Source organism: Corallococcus sp. bb12-1, assembly GCF_026626765.1.
In the GTDB taxonomy this organism is placed as follows: domain Bacteria; phylum Myxococcota; class Myxococcia; order Myxococcales; family Myxococcaceae; genus Corallococcus; species Corallococcus terminator.
The window spans coordinates 575186-591880 of sequence record NZ_JAPNJZ010000027.1; the positions used below are offsets into that span (position 1 = coordinate 575186).

Annotated in this window: 17 protein-coding genes; 4 read left to right on the top strand and 13 right to left on the bottom strand. The window is 70.5% G+C overall.

The genetic code is table 11. The features are described 5' to 3' along the window. Positions 1–54: 54 nt before the first annotated feature. Entirely contained in the window at positions 55–765 is a 711-nt protein-coding gene (locus tag OV208_RS33430) for a DUF4476 domain-containing protein (RefSeq protein WP_267577977.1), read from the top strand. A 10-nt stretch (positions 766–775) separates the two neighbouring features. On the opposite strand, the gene OV208_RS33435 is transcribed toward OV208_RS33430, so the two are convergent. Further along, on the bottom strand, positions 776–1339 hold the full coding sequence (locus tag OV208_RS33435) for a hypothetical protein (RefSeq protein ID WP_267577978.1): 564 nt from the start codon (positions 1337–1339) through the stop codon (positions 776–778). Positions 1340–1446: 107 nt separating this feature from the next. On the opposite strand from OV208_RS33435, the gene OV208_RS33440 reads away from it, so the two are divergent. Continuing rightward, positions 1447–2898, top strand: a complete 1452-nt coding sequence (locus OV208_RS33440) for a chondroitinase-B domain-containing protein (protein ID WP_267577979.1) — start codon at positions 1447–1449, stop codon at positions 2896–2898. Between the two features lie 123 nt (positions 2899–3021). Here the strand turns inward: OV208_RS33440 and OV208_RS33445 are convergent, their stop codons facing one another. The 3 genes from OV208_RS33445 to OV208_RS33455 all read right to left on the bottom strand — a co-directional run bounded on the left by OV208_RS33445 (position 3022) and on the right by OV208_RS33455 (position 5577). Further along, positions 3022–3417: a hypothetical protein gene (locus OV208_RS33445; RefSeq protein WP_267577980.1), complete on the bottom strand. Its 396-nt coding sequence runs from the start codon at positions 3415–3417 to the stop codon at positions 3022–3024. Between the two features lie 40 nt (positions 3418–3457). Continuing rightward, positions 3458–4570 carry a cytochrome-c peroxidase gene (locus tag OV208_RS33450; protein ID WP_267577981.1) on the bottom strand — a complete coding sequence of 371 codons (1113 nt, stop codon included), beginning with the start codon at positions 4568–4570 and terminating at the stop codon, positions 3458–3460. 191 nt (positions 4571–4761) lie between these two features. Continuing rightward, complete coding sequence (locus OV208_RS33455) at positions 4762–5577, bottom strand: hypothetical protein (RefSeq protein ID WP_267577982.1); 816 nt, start codon at positions 5575–5577, stop codon at positions 4762–4764. A 225-nt stretch (positions 5578–5802) separates the two neighbouring features. Between OV208_RS33455 and OV208_RS33460 the strand changes: the two genes are divergently transcribed. After that, positions 5803–6810 carry an acyltransferase family protein gene (locus OV208_RS33460; RefSeq protein WP_267577983.1) on the top strand — a complete coding sequence of 336 codons (1008 nt, stop codon included), beginning with the start codon at positions 5803–5805 and terminating at the stop codon, positions 6808–6810. A gap of 7 nt (positions 6811–6817) precedes the next feature. Here the strand turns inward: OV208_RS33460 and OV208_RS33465 are convergent, their stop codons facing one another. Next, positions 6818–8002, bottom strand: coding sequence for a tRNA-uridine aminocarboxypropyltransferase (locus tag OV208_RS33465; RefSeq protein ID WP_267577984.1), 1185 nt, complete (start codon positions 8000–8002; stop codon positions 6818–6820). Between the two features lie 111 nt (positions 8003–8113). On the opposite strand from OV208_RS33465, the gene OV208_RS33470 reads away from it, so the two are divergent. Then, positions 8114–8854, top strand: a complete 741-nt coding sequence (locus tag OV208_RS33470) for a 16S rRNA (uracil(1498)-N(3))-methyltransferase (protein WP_267578062.1) — start codon at positions 8114–8116, stop codon at positions 8852–8854. Positions 8855–8874: 20 nt separating this feature from the next. Here the strand turns inward: OV208_RS33470 and OV208_RS33475 are convergent, their stop codons facing one another. From OV208_RS33475 to OV208_RS33510, 8 genes are all read right to left on the bottom strand, one after another. Then, positions 8875–11583: a galactose oxidase-like domain-containing protein gene (locus OV208_RS33475; RefSeq protein WP_267577985.1), complete on the bottom strand. Its 2709-nt coding sequence runs from the start codon at positions 11581–11583 to the stop codon at positions 8875–8877. A 166-nt stretch (positions 11584–11749) separates the two neighbouring features. Next, a complete protein-coding gene (locus tag OV208_RS33480; protein WP_267577986.1) occupies positions 11750–13171 on the bottom strand; it encodes a DUF2914 domain-containing protein in 1422 nt (473 codons plus the stop codon). Between the two features lie 101 nt (positions 13172–13272). Next, on the bottom strand, positions 13273–13590 hold the full coding sequence (gene grxD, locus OV208_RS33485; protein WP_267577987.1) for a Grx4 family monothiol glutaredoxin: 318 nt from the start codon (positions 13588–13590) through the stop codon (positions 13273–13275). A gap of 18 nt (positions 13591–13608) precedes the next feature. Continuing rightward, positions 13609–13866 carry a BolA family protein gene (locus tag OV208_RS33490; protein ID WP_267577988.1) on the bottom strand — a complete coding sequence of 86 codons (258 nt, stop codon included), beginning with the start codon at positions 13864–13866 and terminating at the stop codon, positions 13609–13611. Continuing rightward, positions 13866–14411: a YqgE/AlgH family protein gene (locus OV208_RS33495; RefSeq protein ID WP_267577989.1), complete on the bottom strand. Its 546-nt coding sequence runs from the start codon at positions 14409–14411 to the stop codon at positions 13866–13868. Before OV208_RS33495 ends, OV208_RS33490 begins: the two co-directional genes overlap by 1 nt. Positions 14412–14483: 72 nt before the next feature. Further along, complete coding sequence (locus tag OV208_RS33500; protein WP_267577990.1) at positions 14484–14933, bottom strand: response regulator; 450 nt, start codon at positions 14931–14933, stop codon at positions 14484–14486. Positions 14934–14999: 66 nt separating this feature from the next. Beyond that, positions 15000–15812, bottom strand: coding sequence for an ABC transporter permease subunit (locus tag OV208_RS33505; protein WP_267577991.1), 813 nt, complete (start codon positions 15810–15812; stop codon positions 15000–15002). Then, the gene (locus OV208_RS33510) at positions 15809–16693 is read right to left on the bottom strand and encodes an ABC transporter permease subunit (RefSeq protein ID WP_267577992.1); all 885 of its coding nucleotides are present in this window, start codon (positions 16691–16693) and stop codon (positions 15809–15811) included. Before OV208_RS33510 ends, OV208_RS33505 begins: the two co-directional genes overlap by 4 nt. Positions 16694–16695: the final 2 nt, after the last annotated feature.

The following is a 16695-nucleotide window of genomic DNA, read 5'->3' on the forward strand; positions in this document are numbered from 1 at the left end:
GCCCTCCGTCCCGTCAGATGGGGCGTAGGACGAACACCCCCAAGGATGCACACCATGAAGGCCCTGACCCTCGCTGTCCTGCTGCTCTCCTCCGCCGCCTCGCTGGCCCAGACCGCGCCGCGCACGGAAGGGGCCGCCAATGCCGCCGCCGAGATGCGCCGCCCGCCTCCGCCGGGCCACTCCACGCCCCGCCCGCCGCAGCCGGTTCCGCCGCCGCCGCCCGTGCGCAACCTGGCCGTCATCGACCGCGAGGTGATGGAGCGCCGCATCGACAAGCTGGAGAACGCGCTGCGCGACGCGATGTCCCGCACGCGTGACAACCAGGGCCGCAACAGCATCCGCGCCGCCATGGAGGAGTTGGACAAGCTGAGCGAGTACATCGACGACGCCGCGCCGTACGGCACGGGCCTGCCGCCGCCGGGCAACTACCCGCAGCCGCAGCCGATGCCGCAGCCGGTCCCGCTGCCGGTGGTGCGGCCCATCACGGACGCGCAGTTCCGCAGCCTCACCCAGGCGATGGCCCGGGAGTCCTTCCCGCGCGACAAGATGCGCGTGCTGTCGATGGTCGTCCCGCGCGAGCACTTCCTCGTGTCGCACGTGATGACCGTCATCAACCAGTTCTCCTTCTCCACCGACAAGCTGGAGGTGGTCCGGGTGATGCGGCCCTCGCTGCTGGACTCGAACAACAGCTACGAGCTGTTCCAGGCGTTCCCCTTCTCCGCGGACAAGCAGAAGCTGCAGGAGATCCTGGACGGGCGTTACTAGGCCCGGAGGCTCATCGCCGGGAGAGCGCGGACCAGATGGTCCGCGCTTCCGGTGAGTCCACGGTCGCGTGGACGCTGGCCACCACGCGACCTTCCGCATCCAGCGCCAGGACATAGGGCGTGGGGCTGGAGGCAAGTCCCAGCGACTTCGCCATGCCGCCGTTCTTGTCCAGCCAGGTGTCCTTCCAGAAGTCCTGCGGCACCTGCTTCTTCGCCTTGCCCCGCGCCGCGCCCTCGCTGACGATGAACGGCAGCTTGAGGGTGATGAGCGACTGGCGGTGCACCGTGTCCGGCACGTGCGCATCCGCCGCGCTGAACCACCCGCGCATCGCTTCGCCCGCGTCCTTGTCGGTGATGATGACCACCAGCGAGGGGCGTCCCTTCAGCTCGTCGCTCGCGTGAGCGCCGTCCGTCAGGTCGTTCGCGGAGAAGGCGGGCAGCGGCTCTCCCTTCTGGGGCAGCGCGAGCGCGCCCGGGGCCAACAGCAACACGCTGGCGAGGCCCGCACCCGTGAGTGCTGAACGTCCCCGCCGCGAGAACCTGGGATGACATGCCATGGGGTAGGAGGTGCTCATGCGCGTGCCGCAACCCTAGTGCCCGGAAGGCCTGCGCCCGTCCGGCTGCCTGGTCGTGGGGGGAAATCCGGTAGGGTCCCCGCGGTCCCCCTTCCCTGGAGTCCCCCATGCGGTCCCTCTCCCTCGCACTGCTCCTGCTGCCGCTGACCGGCGGCGCGGCGGTGAAGAACGTCTCCACCGTGGCCGAGCTTCAGGCCGCGCTTGCCGCCGCGAAGGCCGGAGATGAGATCGTCCTCGCCAACGGCACGTACGCCTTCAATGCGAACGTGAACTGCGCGGCGGAGGGCACCCAGGCCCTGCCCATCACCGTGCGCGCCGCGAGCCGCCACGGGGCGCTCGTGCGCTTCAATGCGGTGGAGGGCTTCAAGGTGTCGGGCGGGTACTGGACCTTCGACGGGCTCACCGTGGAGGGCACCTGCGCGGCCGACCAGGATTGCGAGCACGCGTTCCATGTGACGGGCCACGCGGAGGGCTTCGTGCTGCGCAACAGCCGCGTACGCGACTTCAACGCGCAGCTCAAGGTGAACGCGGCGAAGAACGGCTCCGGCGTCTGGGAGATACCCCACCGGGGGCTCATCGAGCGCAACGAAATCTACGACACGCACGCCCGCGCGACGGGGACCCCCGTCACCAAGCTGAACATCGACACGGGCGAGGATTGGGTGGTCCGCGACAACGACCTGCACGACTTCTCCAAGGCCGGTGGCATCTCCTACGGCGCCTTCATGAAGAGCGGCGGCAAGCGGGGCCTCTTCGAGCGCAACCGCGTCATCTGCGCGAAGGACCGCGCCCTGGCGGACACGAGCATCGGCCTGTCCTTCGGTGGGGGCGGGACGGGTGCGGCGTTCTGCGCGCCGGCCTTCGATGCGTCGGTGCCGTGCACGCCGGAGCACTCGGACGGAGTGATGCGCAACAACATCGTCGCGAACTGCTCCGACGTCGCCGTCTACCTGAACAAGGCCGCGAACACGCGGGTGCTGTTCAACACGTTCATCGGCACCACGGGCGTGGACTTCCGCTTCGCGTCCACCACCGGCGAGGCCCACGGCAACGTGCTGTCGTCGGTCATCCGCCCCCGCGAGGGCGGCACCTTCACCGCGGGCACGAACCTGACGAACGTGGACACTGCCAAATGGACGTCCTGGTACGTGGCGCCGCTCAAGGGGGACCTGACGCTCAAGGGTGATGTGGCGTCCCTCATCGGCGCCGCCGCGCGGAATGCCTCGGTGCCGGACGACTTCTGCGCACGGGCTCGGCCGGCCGCGTCGGCGTACACGCTGGGCGCGCTCGAACATTCGCTGGGCGACTGCGCGGCGACCACGACTGACGGGGGCACGGGCGGCACGGACGCGGGCATGGCGGACGCGGGCACGGGCGGCACGGATGCCGGCGCGGGCGTCGCGGACGCGGGCTCGGGCGGCGCGGATGCGGGTTCCGGTCCGGAGAAGGAGCTGCCGGAGGATGAAGAGGACGGCGGCTGCAGCGCCAGTCCGGGCCTGATGCCCCTGCTCCTCACGCTGCTCGTGCCGCTGAGCCTGCGCCGCCGAGCCCGTCGTTAGCGAGCCTTCGCGCAGTAGGAGCGTGGCCCACGAAGCTTCGTGGGCCGTTGGCGTCAGGAGCCAGGGCCCCTGCCCCGCTGGGACCTAGTGACCGCCAGGGTCCAGGTCCGGCGGTGGCTCGCTTCAGAACGCGGTGGACTTGAACAGGCTCCGCCCGATGGCCATGACGCCGCCCGCGACGAACACCAGGGACAGCACGGTGCCCACCAGCGGCAGCACGTAGCCCGGCGGCGTGCGCCGGCGGTTCACCGACAGCAGGCTCTGGATGGAGCCGACCGCGAGCACCATCAGCACGATGTGGCCGATGAGCGCCGGGTAGTAGCCGCGCGTGACGAGCACCGCGATGCCCACCAGCAACTGGAGCTGGAGGAAGCCGGAGTAGGACGCGCCGATGATGCGCCCCACCTTGTCGAACGGCTTCTTCGTGGCGACGCAGAACGCGAAGTACGCGAGCGCGATGGCGCCGGACAGCAGCACCAGGTAGCGAAGCCCCGAGTGGAGATGGAAGAAGAAGGTCATGGGCCGGGAGGTTTAGCACCCGTCTGGCGGGACGCGACGTTCAAGACGGATCCGGCTTGGGGGTGCGCTTGGTGCTCGGGGGCAGGGGCGGCGCGGAGATGCGCTCGGCGGGGGGCAGCTCGCCGGTGAGGCTCTTGAGGAACGCCACCAGATCGTCCACCTCGCCATCCTTCAGCGTGCGCCCCAACTGGTAGCGCCCCATCAGCCGCACCATGGTGGGCAGGTCCTGCACGCTGCCGTCGTGCAGGTACGGCCCCGTCTTCTCAACGTTGCGCAGGGTGGGCACGCGGAAGTAGCCCCGGTCATCCTCGTTCTTCGTCGCGTCGAAGCGGCCCGCGTCGGTGAGCTTCGGGTACTCCTCCACCAGCCCCAGCTTCTGGAACGACGTGCCGCCCACCGCCGGGCCGTTGTGGCAGGTGGTGCAGCCGGTGGTGACGAAGGCCTCCAGGCCGCGCTGCTCGGAAGAGGTGAGGGCCGCGTGCTCGCCCGCGAGGAAACGGTCGAAGCGCGACGGCGTGGTGAGCGTGCGCTCGAAGGCGGCCAGGGCCTTGGCGGCGTGCGACAGCGTCACCGGCTTGCGCTCCTTGGGGAAGGCGGCGCGGAAGCGAGCGGTGTACTCGGGCATGGAGGACAGCGTGGCCTCGACGTGCTTCGCGCCGGGCATGGCCATCTCCACCGGGTTCATCATCGGGCCTTCAGCCTGGGCCTCCAGCGTGGCGGCGCGGCCGTCCCAGAACTGCGCGATGTGGCGGGCGGCGTTGTAGACGGTGGGCGAGTTGCGGCTGCCCTTCTGCCCCCGGTGCCCGTCCGACAGCGCCTTGTTGTCCACGCCGAAGGTGTCCAGCCCGTGGCAGGTGTTGCACGACACGTCGTGGTTCTTCGACAGCCGGGGCTCGTGGAAGAGCATGCGGCCCAGGGCCACCTGCGCCTCGGTGTCCGCGGGCAGCGGCGCTTCCCCGCGCGGGGCCTGGAAGAAGTGCGAGGCCAGCTTCGCCACCGCGGTGGCATCCGGAACGGCTGGCGGCTTCACGGCGGCGACGGCGGGCGCGGACGGGGCCGCCACGGGCGCTTCGGGGGAGCGCTCACAACCGGCGAGCGCGCCAAGGCCCAGGGCCGACAGGGTAAACCACGGGAGCAGTCGATTTCGCAGCATGTGGGGGGAGCCTTCCGCGAGCGACACAGCGCGGGCGCACCGTAGCAGCGCCGCGCACCTGACGCGCTGGGGCAAGACGCCGCACCCCGCACCCGGGCTACCCGTTCCCATCAGTCCAGAGCCTGCCTGGACAGCGGCCCGGCGGGCGGGACTCCCGGGCCCTGCGGAACAAGCCCCACGCTGCTACCCCTTCACTTCATCCACGGTCCTGGCGGAGTGCCGGGACCTCGGACCGGGGCATCCGCCTGGAAGCGGAAGTCCGGGCTGGAAGCGAAGGCCAGGGAGGACGACGGATGCAGGACGACGCGGGCGGCAAGGGGCGCGAGGTGGACGTGCTCGTCTGCCGCAAATGCCTGGCGAAGTGCGCCCGGGGTGGAGGGCAGGACCTGCCGCGCTGGCTCCAGGGAGAGCTGGCTGGCCGCGGCCTCGCCGGGCAGGTCCGCGTCACGCCCACCGGGTGCATGAACCAGTGCCCTCGCCAGCAGGTCACCGTGCTCGTCTCCGACACCGATGATCCCGAAGGCCGCCTGCTGCTGGTGGAGCCGCGCCTGCAACGCGACCTGCTGCTGAAGTTCGTGGAGCGCCGCGCCCGTGCCGACGCGCCGCAAGCCCCCACCGCTCCCGCGAACGACGGCGACGCTCCGGGGCGGGGGCAGCAGCACCTCGGTGATGAAACGGTCCACGAGGAACGCGGCCAGTAGACCGGTGGCCGTGCCGGCGGTGTCCCACGCCAGGTCCTTCACGGAGAAGACGCTGCCGCGCGCGCGGTCATACACCTCCTTGGCGACCCCCACGCCCAGCCCTACTCCCACGCCGGTGAGCGCCCTCGCTCCCGGTGTGTCGAAGACAAGCGCGCCCGCGCCATAGCCCACCCCGGTGGCGGCGAAGCACGCCGCGAAGTGCTTGGGTTTGTCGGGGCCAAACCAGTCATCCCCCGCCTGGGCGACAGCGGAGGCCGGGGCGACGAGGAGCGCGACGGCGGAGACGAGGGCGGTGCGCGGGGACATGCATCCATCCTGTAGCATTCCCCGGCGGACGCGCGACCTTCTCCCCGAGTGAAATGCGGGGCGAGCTTGAAGCCTGCCAACCCCCACGGTTGGTGCGTTTTGGAGACGAGGCCCGCAGGTGGGCATATGCTCTTGAGCGCTTTGAACGGACTCGGCCCCTCGCTCAGCTTCCGGCAAACCCGACACCCCGCGCTCGATGGTGCGCGGGGTCTGGCTGTCGTTGCCATGGTGATGGGACACACGCTGGATGCGCTGCTCGCGCCCGCGCTCCGCGACCACCCGTGGGTCCAGCGCTACTGGGAGCTTCGGGGCATCACCGCGCCGCTGTTCCTGCTGGTGAGCGGCTGGGCGGTGGTGATGGCGCTGGGCACCCGGCCCGGCGCGGCGAAGGACTCGTTCGGGCGGCGGTTCCGCCGGGCGCTGCTGCTGCTGTTCCTGGGGTACCTGCTGCACTGGCCGGGCTGGGGCGCGGTGCGCGACCTGGGCTACTCCGACGCCATGCTGGCCAAGGTGTTCCAGTTCGACGCGCTCCAGTGCATCGGGGCCTCGCTGCTGCTGGGCGCGTTCGCGCTGGTGCTGACGCCGAACCTGGGCGCGCGGGCGCTCCTCCTGGGCGGACTGGCGGCGGGCATCCCCCTGGCGAGCGCGGTGATGTGGCATGCGGGTGCGCACCTGCCGGTGCCCTTGCAGCAGTTCATTGGCAATGGCGAGGGCAGCCGCTTCCCGTTCTTCCCGTGGGCGGGCTTCTTCTTCGCGGGCGCCTTCGCCGCGCACGCGCTGCACCTGTTGAAGCCGGGTTGGCCGCAGGGGCTCGCGCTCCTCGCACTGGGCGGGGGGCTCTTGGCGCTCACGCGCCAGGTGCCCATCGAGTGGACGCCCAACAGCCCCACGATGGTGATGTACCGGGTGGCGCAGGGCCTGCTGGTGCTGGGCGTGGTGAACCTGCTGCCGCAGCGGCTGAGCGGGCTGCTGGCGCCGCTGGGGCGGCTGTCATTGTGGCTGTACGTGCTGCACCTGCCGGTGGTGTACGGCTGGGCGGACATCGCCGGCCTCGCGCAGCGCATCGGGCCCCGGCTGGGCATCGCGGCGGCGCTGGGCGTGTCCGTGGCGTTGCTGGTGGGCTGCTACCTCATCGCCCGCCTGGGGCGGTGGGTGCGCGAGCAGGCCAGTCCGTGGCGCGCCGGTTCGACGACGCTGGGCGCCCGCGTGGGCACCGCGCGCCTGGGCCAGTAGCGACGGCTCAGCCCTCCGTGCCGGTGCGAGGCAGACGCGCGGGAGGCTGCGTCGCCAGTCCCCGCGCCACCAGCTCCCGCACCACGGACTCCAACGCGGCGATGCGGCGGCCCGCGCGGCCCTGCGCCCACGGCGTCACCGCCGGAGCCTCGAGCATCTCCACCGCCTGCTCCACCCCGCCCGCCTTGCCCTTGAGCGCCCGCGCCGTGGCGAGCCGCACGTTGCGCGCCGCCTTGCGCGACAGGCCGCCACTCCACAACAAGTCCAACGCGAAGGTGGTCCACACCGTCAGCTCGTCCTCTGGACGCAGGAACGCCTCGAAGCGCGCGAGCGCCTCCGCGCGGGGCTCACCGGCGCGCAGCGCTTCCTCCGACAGCTCCACGTGCAGCGGCGTGCTGTAGGCCAGCGGCTGCTCCGGAGCGATGACCGCTTCGAAGCGCTCCCCGGTGGCGAGCCGGCACGCGACCAGGTGCACCAGCTCCGGCGGGATGTCCGCCTCCAGCGGGTGCGCGTTGGCCTCCGCGTAGAAGAGCACCAGGCGCTCGGAGGCCTCCGCCAGCGAGCGCAGCTCCAGCGGCGGACGCCACTCGCCCTTGTAGATGCGGCGGCGGCCCGGGCCCTCGCGCGTCTCCTGCCGCTCCAACTGCGTGTCCACCATGAACTCGAACGCGCCCAGCATCCGGTCGAAGTGCTCCGGGCGGCCTTCGAGCTGTCCCAGAATCTCCGCCACCGCCTCGATGGTGGAGACGCAGTGGTCCGCGGGCTCGGCGCGGATGCGGTAGTTGCTCGGGCGGCGCGGCACGAAGCCGATGCGCGGCAGGCTGGCGAGCAGCGGGTTGCGCATCACCACCTTCTTCGCCTGGGGCCACGTGCCGTCCACGACGATGAGCGTCTCCGGCGGGTTCGCCTGGGCATCCTCGACGGAGATGGCGTCCTCGCCGGGGAAGAGCACCGCGACGCGCTCCGGGTGCCGGGCCAGCTCCTCCAGCCGGGCGTGGCCGGTGAAGTCCACGCCCCGGTGCAGCTCGGAGTTGGGCAGCGACAGGTGCGCCATGCGCGCCGTGCCAATGGCCACGCGCCGCTCCCGGGGATGCTGGAGAAACACCACGCGCGTGCGCGTCTCCAGTTGGGGAACGTGCGCGCAGTAACACGCGCTCTCGGGACGCAGGCAACGGACACAGAAGGAACGCACGCCGGCCCTTTATCACGCCTCCGCCCGGACGGCCCGGGGCCAGGGCCCGAGCACCGACAGACAGGGCGCCCCCTCCCCCGCCCGCCCGGGAACGGCTACATGAGGCCTACCGTGAACCTGCTCCTGCTCCTGGACGAGGACTTCCAGCCGGATGGCACCGCCCGGCTCACCGGGCGCCGCGCCCAGCACGCCCGCGACGTCCTCAAGGCCGAGGCCGGCGAATCCCTGCGCGTGGGCCGCCTGGACGGCCTCACCGGCACCGGAGAGGTGCTGGAGAACGCCCCCGGCCTGCTCCACCTGCGCGTCACCCTCACCGACGCCCCACCGCCCCGCGCCGGCGTGGACCTGCTGCTGGCCATCCCCCGCCCCAAGGCCCTCAAGAAGGTGCTGCCCGCAGTGGCGTCCCTGGGCGTGGACCGGGTGGTGCTGGTGAACGCGGCCCGCGTGGAGAAGAGCTACTTCGACTCCAAGGTGCTGGACGCGGCCTTCGTGCGCGAATTGCTCCTCCAGGGCCTGGAGCAGGCCCGGGACACGCGCGCCCCGGAGGTCCTGGTGCGCGAGCGCTTCCGCCCCTTCGTCGAGGACGAGCTGGACGCGGTCTTCGGCACCGAAGGGCTGCGCCTGCTCCCCCACCCACCTGCGCGGCAGCCGTTGCAGGCGGTGGGCGTGGCCGAGGCGCGGCGGGTGGTGCTCGCCATCGGGCCGGACGGAGGCTGGGTGCCCTTCGAGGCGGAGCTGCTGGAGGCCCACGGCTTCCAGCCCTTCTCCCTGGGCCCCCGCATCCTGCGCGTGGAGACGGCCGTCCCGGTGCTGCTGGGTCAGGTGACGCTGCTCAAGGCGCCGCCCACGTAGCCACGCCGCGCCCTCCCCTGCTACCGCGTCTCCAGGTTCAGCTCCAGGTCGAACGCGGCGTCATGGGACGCCCCGTTCGCCTGCTTCACCATCACCGTGAGGATGTTCTCGCCCACCACGAAGGGGCCGCCATCGAAGGTGGCCGTGCTGATCACCGGCTCCTTCAGCACGCCGCTCGCGAAGGTGCCGTGGGCGAAGCCGTTCTCCATGTACCGGGAGTAGACGAGCTTTCCGTTCACCCAGAGGGCCACGCCGTCGTCGTGCAGCACCCGGAGGTTGGCGGAGCGGATGGCCTCCGCGAGGGTGAGCTTCTTTCGGAAGTAGAGGCTCGGCTGACTGGGGTTCGCCTTGTCGAGCACCGTGTGCTCGTCACCCGCCCCATACCCCAGGGGGGCCGGGCCCGACCGCCACGCGCCGTCGTCGAAGCCGAGCGCCATCCAGGCGCTGCCCGGATCCACGCCGCGGTCATCGAAGGTCCAGTACTCGCCGAAACCCACGGCCTGGAACCTCGGGCTCGTGGAGATGGTGAAGGCGGTGTCGGTCTGGTCGAAGATGTCCGGCCGCATCGCATCCCCGACCCGCAGCAGGCCCTGCGACGTCGGCGTGGACGGCACCGTCCAATCGAAGAAACCGGTGTCGGAGATGCCCGTCTTGACGGTCGTCCAGTTCGCCCCGTTGTCGGGTGAGAACTGGAGCCGCAAGGTGTGGAAGTCCGAGCCATGGCTCATCCAGTGCAGCGTCTGGACGTTTCCCGGGCGCAGCGTCTCTCCCCCGTTGGGGCTTTCGAGGACGAGCGAGGAGTGCGCGTTGCCCTGGGTGGTGACCTTGAGTTCCAGGTCGAAGGAGAGGTCGCTGGACGTGGCGTTGGCCTGCTTCACCATGACGGCCAGCGTGTTCTCCCCCATCACGAAGCGGGCCCCCGGGACGGTGGCCTCGGCCATCGCGTTGTCGCTGCTGGAGCCCTGGGCATAGGCACCGTGCGCGGTGTTGTTCACCAGCTTGGAGAACACCTGGGTGCCGTTGAGCCATACGACGAAGCCATCGTCGTGCAGCACCTTGAGCCGGGCCTGGTCCACCATGCCGTGCACCATGAACTTGCGGCGGAAGTAGACGCTGGGCTGGCGCGGAGTGCTCGCGCTCAGCGCTGTCGCTTCGTCGCCGTCGCCATAGCCCAGCTGCGCCGGCCCCTTCTTCCAGGCGGCGTCGTTGAAGGTGGGCGCCGTCCAACCAGCCCCCGGGTCGACGTTGCCGTCTTCGTATTTCCACTCCGCACCGAAGGCCACCGCGGTGTAGCCGGTGCCGGGCGGAGGATCCGGGTCCGGCTGCGTGGACGTCCCACCAATGCGGATGATCTTCGCCACCGAGGGGACCCGGTTGGCGTTGAGCAGGAACAGCAGGTAGTGGCCCGGTGGGGCCGTGTTCGCCTGGGTGGGCGCGGTGATGGTGAGCGCGCCGCTGCTGGCCGTGAACTTCAGCCACTGGAAGCGCTGGTTCTCATCGAAGGCGTGCGTGACCGAGCCCAGCCGGATCCATGAAACCTTGGAGATGAGCGCCGCGTTCGGCGTGGTGACCCGGAAGTTCTCGCCGTAGGCCACCGACGTGGGCGCGGAGGAGATGGTGGGCCTGGCCCCCTTGAAGAGATAGGGCGGAGAGAACACCTGCTGGGTGCGCACGCCGCGACCGCCCGCGGAGAGCACCCGTCCATCCGGAAGGAGCAGGGTCGTGGAGTGGTAGCCGCGATAGGCCGAGATGGGGGCCAGCTCGGTCCAGGTCTCGCTGGTGGGGTTCCACAGCTCGGTTTCGTAGCGGGGGAACCGGGGGTTGTCGGTCCCGGGGCCGCTGTGTCCACCGGTGACGAGCACCGTCCCGTCGGGCAGGAGCGTGTTGTTGTGCTGACGGCGCACGTAGCGCATGGGGGCCACCGTGCGCCAGGCGGGCGTCGCGGCGTTGAGGTCGATGACCTCCACGTGGTTCGTGGGGGGATTGTCGCCTCCGGTGATGACGACCTTCCCCGGCTCATACAGGGCCGCGCTCCCCGCGTTGCGGCTGTGCGCGTATTGGGTGCGGGGCCCGGAGGTCCACGCGCCCGTGCCGTCGGTGGTGAGGAACCGCGAGGGCTTCCAGTACCCCGCCATGAACGACTTGCCGTTGGGCGCCACGAACATCCACGGGTAGTACATGAGCTCCAGGCTGGCGCCGCTCAGCGTGCGCCACGCGTTCTTCGACGGCTGCCAGACCTGGGGCACCAGGTTCTTGCTCGTGTCCTCCTTGGCGCCCCCGATGACCAGCAGCTCCCCGTTGGGCAGCGTGGTGACGGTGGGGTACCAGCGGCCGGCGTTCATGTTCGGCAGCCGGGTCCAGGTGTTGGTGAAGGGATTGAAGAGGGTGGCGTAGGGCAGCCCCGCGTCGTCCGCGATGTGCCCCCCCGCGACGAGCAACCGGCCATCCGGGAGGAAGGCATGCCCCGCGCAGAAGATGTTGAAGCCCGCCTTGGGGAGCGCCGTCAGGGCGTTGGTCTGCGGATCCCACAGGTGCGGGTTGTCACCGTCCGCGAACTCGGAGAACCACATCACCTTGCCGGTCGGCAGCAGGTGGGTGTGCACCGCGGAGTAGGGCCAGGTCTGCACGGCCGACCACTGCCCGGAGACCGCGGGGTCCAGGGCCTGTGCCCTGGCGGCCGCCGTGAAGGCCCATGCGGCCAGGACCGCGAGACGCCACGTACGGAGCATGAGGCCCCCCATTGTCGGTTGCGAGTGCGCCCCATCGTAGGCAGGCGCCCCGCGCACGCCATCGCGTCCCCAGACAGGGGTAACGACGAAAGGCGGACAGTGGGGGGCGGAAGCCGCGAGCGTCGCGAGGCCTTGTGGCCCCCCACGCCCGCGTCGCGACGGAGCGCTACTGCGAAGCCGCCTCGGGCGGAGCCGGCTCCGGCGCGGGAGGCGGCGGTTCAGACAAGGGGCTCGAAGCCGCGCGCGGATGGGCCTTCTCGAACTCCTCCAGGCGGACGGGCTTGATGACCTTCAGCTCGGAGATGTCCTGGACCGTCGGGCGTGGCTCGGTGCGCGTGTCGGGCGTGACGGTGAAGCCCAGGCGGTTGATTTCATGCCCGTCCTCCGTCTCCAGCACCACGCGCCAGTCGCCCGGCTTCGGCGTGGTGCCCGGCTTCGCGTAGTAGCGATAACCGCCCTCGGTGCCGTTGCTGCTCACCGTGGCCAGGAAGCCATTGCCCTGCTGCGTCCAGCCCTTCTGCGGATGGTCGAAGTACCAGCGCACGCGCACGCGGTATCGCTCGAAGCCCTTGGGCGCGAAGATGCGGAAGAAGTACATGGGCTGCTCGCCGGGCCGCACGGTGAAGTCCTGATCACCGCGGTGCCACAGCGTCCAGACCTTCCACCACGGCCGCTCCTCCGACGTCAGGCGGTACAGGCCCGACATGCCGTACTCCTCCGGCCGGAGCCGCTCCACCTGGTGGTAGATGCCGCTGTACTGCACCGCCAGGGGCACCGGCGGAATCACGCCCAGGAAGTAGCACGCGAGCAGCGCCGCCTGCGCGCCGAAGCCCGGCACCGCCACCGTGCGCAGGAGCGCCTTCTCATCCGGACGCCAGCGCTTCAGCAGGCGCAGCATGCCGTAGATGCTGCCGGAGCCCAGCGCCACGGACAGCGTGAAGATCCACCACCCCACCCGGCCCAGCAGCACGGGCAGCAGCGACGCGAAGTAGAGCGTCACGCACAGGCTGAAGAGGGCCACGCGGATGACGGGCCCCAACTGCCGGAAGCGCGGCAGCTCGTTGGCCACCAGCAGCGAGAACATGCCCGCGAGGAACAACAGGGGCGTGAGGCCCGACGAACTCTTGAACAGGAACAGCGTGAAGGCGCTGAGCAGGCTGCCCAGGAGGAAGTGCAGCGCGTCCTCGCGGAAGCGCCAGACCTTCGCGAGCAGCTTCGGCGGCTCCGCGCCCTCCGCGTAGCGCTGCTCCAGCATCAGCAGGCCCGCGAGCAACGCCAGGTAGACGAAGTTCTGCACCTCCGTCTGCTTGTCGTCGATGGGGCTCAGCGTGAGGACGTCGTAGAGGAAGCCCGCGAAGAAGAAGAGGGCCATCTCCTGCTTCTCGTACTTGGCGCGGAACGCCTGCACGCGGTCCACCAGCGTGGGCGTCTTGTCCGTGCTGACGAGGTCGTCCGGGTCCACGACGGCGGCGGACGTGGCGACGGCGACGTTCGCCGCGGGCGGTGGCGTACCTCCCGCGACCGGAACTCCCGGCACTTCGGTGGACTCGTCCTGCGGCTTGGAATCAGGAGGTGTGACGGTGAGCACGGCGGCGGAACCCCTCTAGGCGACCGCCGCCCATCCTAAGCGGGGGACGGGGCCCGGGTCTCCCCCGGGCCCGCACGCCCCCCTGCTTCGGGGTGATGCGCCTACTTGCCGCCGGCGGCGACCAGGCCTTGCAGCTCGTCGCGCTCGGCCAGCTCCGCCAGGATGTCCGAGCCGCCCACGAACTTACCGTGGATGTAGACCTGCGGAATCGTGGGCCAGTTGGAGTAGTCCTTGATGCCCTGGCGCACCAGCGGGTCCGCCAGCACGTCCACCGTGTGCACCGGCCCCAGGGGCTGCAGAATCTGGAGCGCCCGCGCGGAGAAGCCGCACTGGGGGAACAGGGCGTTGCCCTTCATGAAGAGCACGATGGGGTGCGACTTCACCGTCTGGTCGAAATGGGCCTTGAGCGTCTCATCCATGGAACGTTGCTCCTTGCTTCAGCGGGGCCCGAGCTTCTTCCACTGTTCGGGCGAATAGGTCTTGAGCGCGAGCGCATGCAGCTCGCCGGACTTCAACCACGACTGCAGGGGCGCGTACACGAGCTGGTGCTGTTCCACCATCGTCTTGCCCATGAATGCCGGGCTGACCACGCGCGCCTCGAAGTGGTCTCCCGTGCCAGTCGTATCGTTCAACTCCACCTCGGAGCCCGGCAGGGCCTCGAGGAGGTAACGGCGGAGCGTCTCGGCGTCGAGCATCAGTTCATTCCCTTTCCCATCACCAGCATGGCCGGGTCCACGCCCAGGCCGCGCAGGGTGGCATCCCACAGCTTCGACGGTTCTGTCCCCAGCACCGCGTCCACCGTAGCGTCGGCATACAGCCACGAGCCAGCGGCGATCTCGCTTTCCAACTGCCGGGGACCCCAGCCCGCGTACCCCAGGCAGAAGCGCACGCGCGGCTCGGTCCGTTGCAGCAGGGGGCCCAGCGCGTCCAGGGTGACGCTCAGAAAGAGGCCGGGCATGACGGCGTGCTTCTCCGTCACGGATGCGTCGTCGTGCAGGACGAAGCCCCGCTGGGGCTCCACCGGGCCGCCCACGTACACCGATTGCGACACGCGGTCGGCCGATATCTCCATCGACTGACCGCGCGCCAGCTCACCGAGCGTCAGGGGCGCTCCCCGGTTCACGACGAGCCCCATGGAGCCCGTCTCCCCGTGTTCGATCATCAGGATGACCGACCGGTAGAAGTTCGGGTCTCCAAGCTGGGGCATGGCCAGCAGGAAGCCGGAAGCGAGGTTCTTCACACGGGGAGCATCGACCGTCCGGCCAGGGCGTGCAACCGGAACCCGCTCCCTCGCTGTTTCAGCGTCGCGGCGTCAGTGCCAGCTGTGGTGCTTGGACTTGAGCGCCGTGGCCAGCTTCTCCGGGTTCAGCGGCTTGCCGATGAAGAGGTCCGCGCCCAGGCTCTTGCACTTGCGCGCGGTGGTCGCGTCGCTCATCGCGCTCACGCCGATGAGGACCGCCTGCGGGAAGCGCTCGCGAAGCTTGGACATGAGCGTGGTGCCGCTGCGGCCGGGCAGGAACACGTCGACGATGGCCGCGTCCATGCGCTTGTTGCGCACGGCGAACTCGGCCTCTTCCGCGCTGCCAACGGGCATGGCGTCGTAGCCCCACTGGCTCACCATCTCCACCAGCAGCTCGCGGTGGGCGGCGTCGTCCTCCACCACCAGCACGGAGTGGCGAACGGCTTCCTTCCGAAGTCCGTCGTCGCGCGGACGCTCGTCACGGGCGGGCGAGAGGGGGATTTCTTCCGTGGGGAGGGACATGGTGTTCACCAAGGGGCAAAGGGGTTTCCGTTCGTAGGGAACCTTTGCGTCCATGTGCTGCATTCCTCACACTTGCCGACGGGAACCTCCCCCCAACGCCTGGGAAGCGAGCGAGGCGCCAAGCACCAGCAGGACGAGCAGCCCCCAGGCGGGAAGAACGACGCGGCCGCCGCCCTCGTAGATGAGCGCCGCGTAGGACGTGCCCAGGTAGCGCCCCAGGGACATGGGTTCCATGCGGGCGATGCCGAAGAAGCTCACCGTGGACTCGGTGAGGATGGCGCTGGGCAGGCGGCTCAAGAACACCGCCAGCACGAACGGCCGCAGCAGGGGCCACAAGTGCACGCGAAGCACGTGCACGCCACCACCGCCCAGGGCGCGCGCGGCGGCCACGTACTCCTGGCCCTCCAGCGTGGCCAGGCGGTCCCGGAACATGCGCGCGGGGCCGGCCCAGCCCACCAGCGCCAGGGACGTCACCATCAAGCCAAAGGGCCCCAGACCCCCGCCCAGGCCCGCGTCCATCAGCGACTGGCCGGCGAGCTGCAGCACCATCACCACGAGCACATCCGGCAGCGCGAACACGGCATCCACCGCGCGCAGCAGCACCTGCTCCGTCACCCCGCCGGACAGCCGCGCGAGCGCCGCGACGCCCAGCCCCAGCACGGTGGAGAACGCGCCCGCGGCCAGGCCCACGGCCAGGGACACCCACAAGCCACCGAAGGCCAGCTCGCACACGCTGCGGTCGGGGCGGTTCAGGTCCCAGCCAAGCGGGCAGGTCCGCGCCAGGGACTCGGGGAACAGGCGGCCGGCCACGAGGCTCAGGACGCCCAGCCCCACGAGCAGGACAAGGCCCACCCAGGCACGCAGGGGAACGCGTTTCATGCGCGGGCCTCCCGGGCGCGCGGATCCACGAGCACGCGCAACAGCTCCACCGTGAGGCTCACGACGACGAGCACGGTGGCGAAGGTGGTGGTGGACACGACGACGACGGCGACCTGCTTGTTGAGGACGGCGAGCACGTAGAGCTGACCGAAGTAGGGCAGGCCGAAGACACGCTCCGCGGCGAACGAGCCCGCGAGCAGCGCGGTGGCCACGGGCGTCACCGCGTCCAGGAGCGCCGGCCACACGTTGGGAAGGACATGGCGGCGCATCACGGTGCCAGGGTCCAACCCCTTGCTGAGCGCGGTGCGCACGTAGTCGCGCGACAGCTCCGTCTCCAGCGCGTCGCCCACGAGCGTGCCCAGGAAGGTGCCGGGCCAGATGGCGATGACGATGGCCGCGCACAGCTCCGGCAGCAGGTGCCCACGCTCCACCACGGAGGGGGCGAGCAGCAGCGCGGGGATGAACACCGGGGTGCCAAAGGCGATGGCGGGAAGCGCATCGCCCAGCACGGCCCACCGTCCGCGCCGCCACCGCGTGCGAAGGAGCGCGAAGACCAGCGCCCACCCGAGCGCCAGCGGCAACGCGACGAGGCCCACGCCCACGCTGCCGGAGAGCTTCTGCAGGAGCTCATCCCCGGTGATGCCCTGCGCGCTGGTGCCCAACCGCTCCCCGGCGAAGAGCTTCTGCCAGGGGCGAAGGAAACCGAGGGGTTCTCCGATGCCCAGGTCGCGCTGGTACGACGCCGCCAGCTCAGGAGACACCTGCCGCTTGGTGTCGCTCTCCGTGGTGAGCGGCAGCGCGGCCATCAGGTAGTACGAGGCCACCGCCACCACCGGCACGAGCACGAGCTGCCGCACGAGACGCGTCGCGATGAGGCGCATGC